Raw genomic sequence first — 2,416 nt, 5'->3', positions numbered from 1 at the left:
GTTGCGTTGCTCACCCCTTAACGCGGCGTTATGCTTTATTGAGCCTCAGCAAAATCAATACATAAATTTTAATGGGAAAACTCAGTCTGATTTAGAAGTTTTCCTATTCTAATTCATTGATATTATGAGTTTATTGTTCTTTTTTGTGGCTATTGAAAGTTGATCGATGCTTGTGCTTTTTCGGCAACTTTGCCCTGATAAATTGTGCTCGAAAAAGGTTCGATTTTTGCTGAAAGGTCTCTTTCTTTGTTGTTGCTTGTTCATTGATTCCACCGGCTATTTCGCTTCAGCATGTTTGGGATCTCATTGGCTTCTTGCTTGCTGACAGTATTTGGTTAGCGCAAGTTTATCGATGATTGTGCGCTTTTGTCCGGCTCTGCCCTGATAAATTGTATGTGTAAAAGGTTCAACTGTTGCTGAAAAGTCTCTTTCTTTGGTGTTGTTTGCTCCTTGATTCCGCAGGCTAATTCGCTTCAACCTATTTGGGATCTTATCAGCAACAATGATTGCTGAAAGTAGGCAAGTTTATCATTTTGAGTTAAAGTGCTGCGAACAAATGAATTTTTTAAAAGTTCAATGTAATCAATGAGTAATAAAGCATAACAAACGCTTCAAGAGGGACTTCCAACGCGTGGCATTTTCATTATGCGTTGATTTTGGTGGTTACGGTGTTATGCGGCAAGTTGGTAGTAGCGTTGTCAGCCCCTTAAGCGGGCGTTATGCGCCTAAGCATAAAAAAGCATTCATATTTGTAAAATTAACAGGGATAAAAATTGAGCAAAGTAATTCTAAAAGGCTTCATCATTGTTCCACAGTCGGAGTTAGCAACTGTGCTCAATGAATTAGACAATCATATTTGTTTGACGAGATCAGAGGATGGCTGTTTGATTTTTGAAGTCACGCCAAACGAAGAAAATCCATGTCGATTCGATGTATATGAAGAGTTTAGAGATCAAGCTGCTTTTGAAAATCATCAATTAAGAGTTAAATCGTCTATGTGGGGCAAAGTTACCATTAATGTTAAACGAAATTATGAGGTTACGGGGATTTGCGCATAACAAACACTTAAAGAGGGACTTCCAACGCGCAGCATTTTCGTTATGCGTTGATTTCAGTGGTTTTAATGTTGTACTGAAACTTGGTAGTAGCGTTGTCAGCCCCTTAAGTGGGCGTTATGCTTCTAAGAGGTCTTGTATGAAATTTTATTTGATGGTTTTTTTATCTTTCTTTGCAACAATTTCATTTGCGAGCGAAAGAATGGTGTTCTTTTCGATGGTGTCACCACCAGAGCAAGTTCAAGAAGGACATAAACTTTATCAGTCTTGCTCTTTAATAGAGCGTGGTTCTGAAATAAAAAGCCAATACTACAAAGTCGATGGACAGAGAAATGGCAGGTATTGTTCTGTAACAATTGAAGCAGAGCCATTTAACTCACATTTTCGCTTCTGTGCTCTATCGAAGCATGAGGGTGGCCCAAATGATGCAAAAGGAATGTGCAGTTTTCAGAGTGTAAATGGCGGCTTTTCATTCACTGCTGAAAATTCGGAACCAAGTGACTTATACGCGTCAAAGTATTGTTACTTCGTATGTTTGACCACCGAACAGGCGGTGCCAAACGTGAATACTAAATCCGATTAAAAATTTATCACGTGACAAGTGTAATCTACTGTACAGCGATTATTAACTCACCCGAAGCATAACAAACGCTTCAAGAGGGACAGCCAACGCGCGGCATTTTCGCTATGCGTTGGTTTTTGTGGTTACGGTGTTATGCGGTAAGTTGGTAGTAGCGTTGGCTGCCCCTTAAGCGGGCGTTATGACGCTCGAGTAATTTAAACATATGGAGATCTTATGGCTTACGTTATTGCAGACACAGGTTTTGCTAATCAAAAGCTGTATGCGTTTTATCCGGTACAGGATGAAGAACAAATCAATTGGAATTTAGTCAGTATCGTCAGTACTAATTATGATCATGATGGCTCAATATTGTTAACCGCAGAAACACTCCGAGAGCTTCAGGAAAAGAACGTAGCAATATTTGAGTCTAAAAAATCAGCGAAAGCTGTTTACCATAAGTTAGGTATAGCAAATTGCAGGTATGTGAGATTAATATTAAGTATTACACATGAATTTAAAACACGTAATGGTAGCTATCGTTCATCTTGGACAGATTTGAATTCAAAGGTATAGCGTCTTAGTATCAAGTTTGAAGTGCAACGATCAGCGATAATATCCAACAAAACATTCCTCCGGTGTTTTAAAGCCCAGACGAGCTCTGGGTCTGTTGTTAAGTTTGTTCGCAATTGCGTTGCACTTTGCTTGAGTGAGAGTCGCCATCGAGGTGCCTTTGGGGAGATATTGTCGGATAAGTCCGTTGGTATTTTCATTGGTTCCTCGCTCCCAAGAGTGGTGTGGG

The 2,416-nt window shown here is 39.6% G+C and carries 4 protein-coding genes; 3 read left to right on the top strand and 1 reads right to left on the bottom strand.

The features are described 5' to 3' along the window. Positions 1-773: 773 nt before the first annotated feature. The 3 genes from CAG58_RS09195 to CAG58_RS09185 all read left to right on the top strand — a co-directional run bounded on the left by CAG58_RS09195 (position 774) and on the right by CAG58_RS09185 (position 2,190). Complete coding sequence (locus CAG58_RS09195) at positions 774-1,058, top strand: putative quinol monooxygenase (protein WP_161439726.1); 285 nt, start codon at positions 774-776, stop codon at positions 1,056-1,058. Between the two features lie 136 nt (positions 1,059-1,194). After that, positions 1,195-1,638, top strand: a complete 444-nt coding sequence (locus tag CAG58_RS09190; RefSeq protein ID WP_161439725.1) for a hypothetical protein — start codon at positions 1,195-1,197, stop codon at positions 1,636-1,638. 213 nt (positions 1,639-1,851) lie between these two features. Beyond that, entirely contained in the window at positions 1,852-2,190 is a 339-nt protein-coding gene (locus CAG58_RS09185; RefSeq protein WP_158137385.1) for a hypothetical protein, read from the top strand. 30 nt (positions 2,191-2,220) lie between these two features. On the opposite strand, the gene CAG58_RS09180 is transcribed toward CAG58_RS09185, so the two are convergent. Beyond that, positions 2,221-2,416: IS30 family transposase (locus tag CAG58_RS09180; protein WP_161439724.1), on the bottom strand; the 196-nt coding region annotated here is incomplete at its 5' end.

The sequence above is a fragment of the Vibrio sp. V31_P5A7T61 genome, from assembly GCF_009904895.1.
GTDB lineage: Bacteria > Pseudomonadota > Gammaproteobacteria > Enterobacterales > Vibrionaceae > Vibrio > Vibrio metschnikovii.
Note: the sequence above shows the minus strand (reverse complement) of the source record. Positions and strands in the feature narration are given on the sequence as shown.

What these genes read in the sequence shown, in the direction of transcription:
- CAG58_RS09190 (WP_161439725.1), top strand. Translation starts at nt 1,195, where the DNA reads ATGAAATTTTATTTGATGGTTTTTTTATCTTTCTTTGCAACAATTTCA.
- CAG58_RS09185 (WP_158137385.1), top strand. Translation starts at nt 1,852, where the DNA reads ATGGCTTACGTTATTGCAGACACAGGTTTTGCTAATCAAAAGCTGTAT.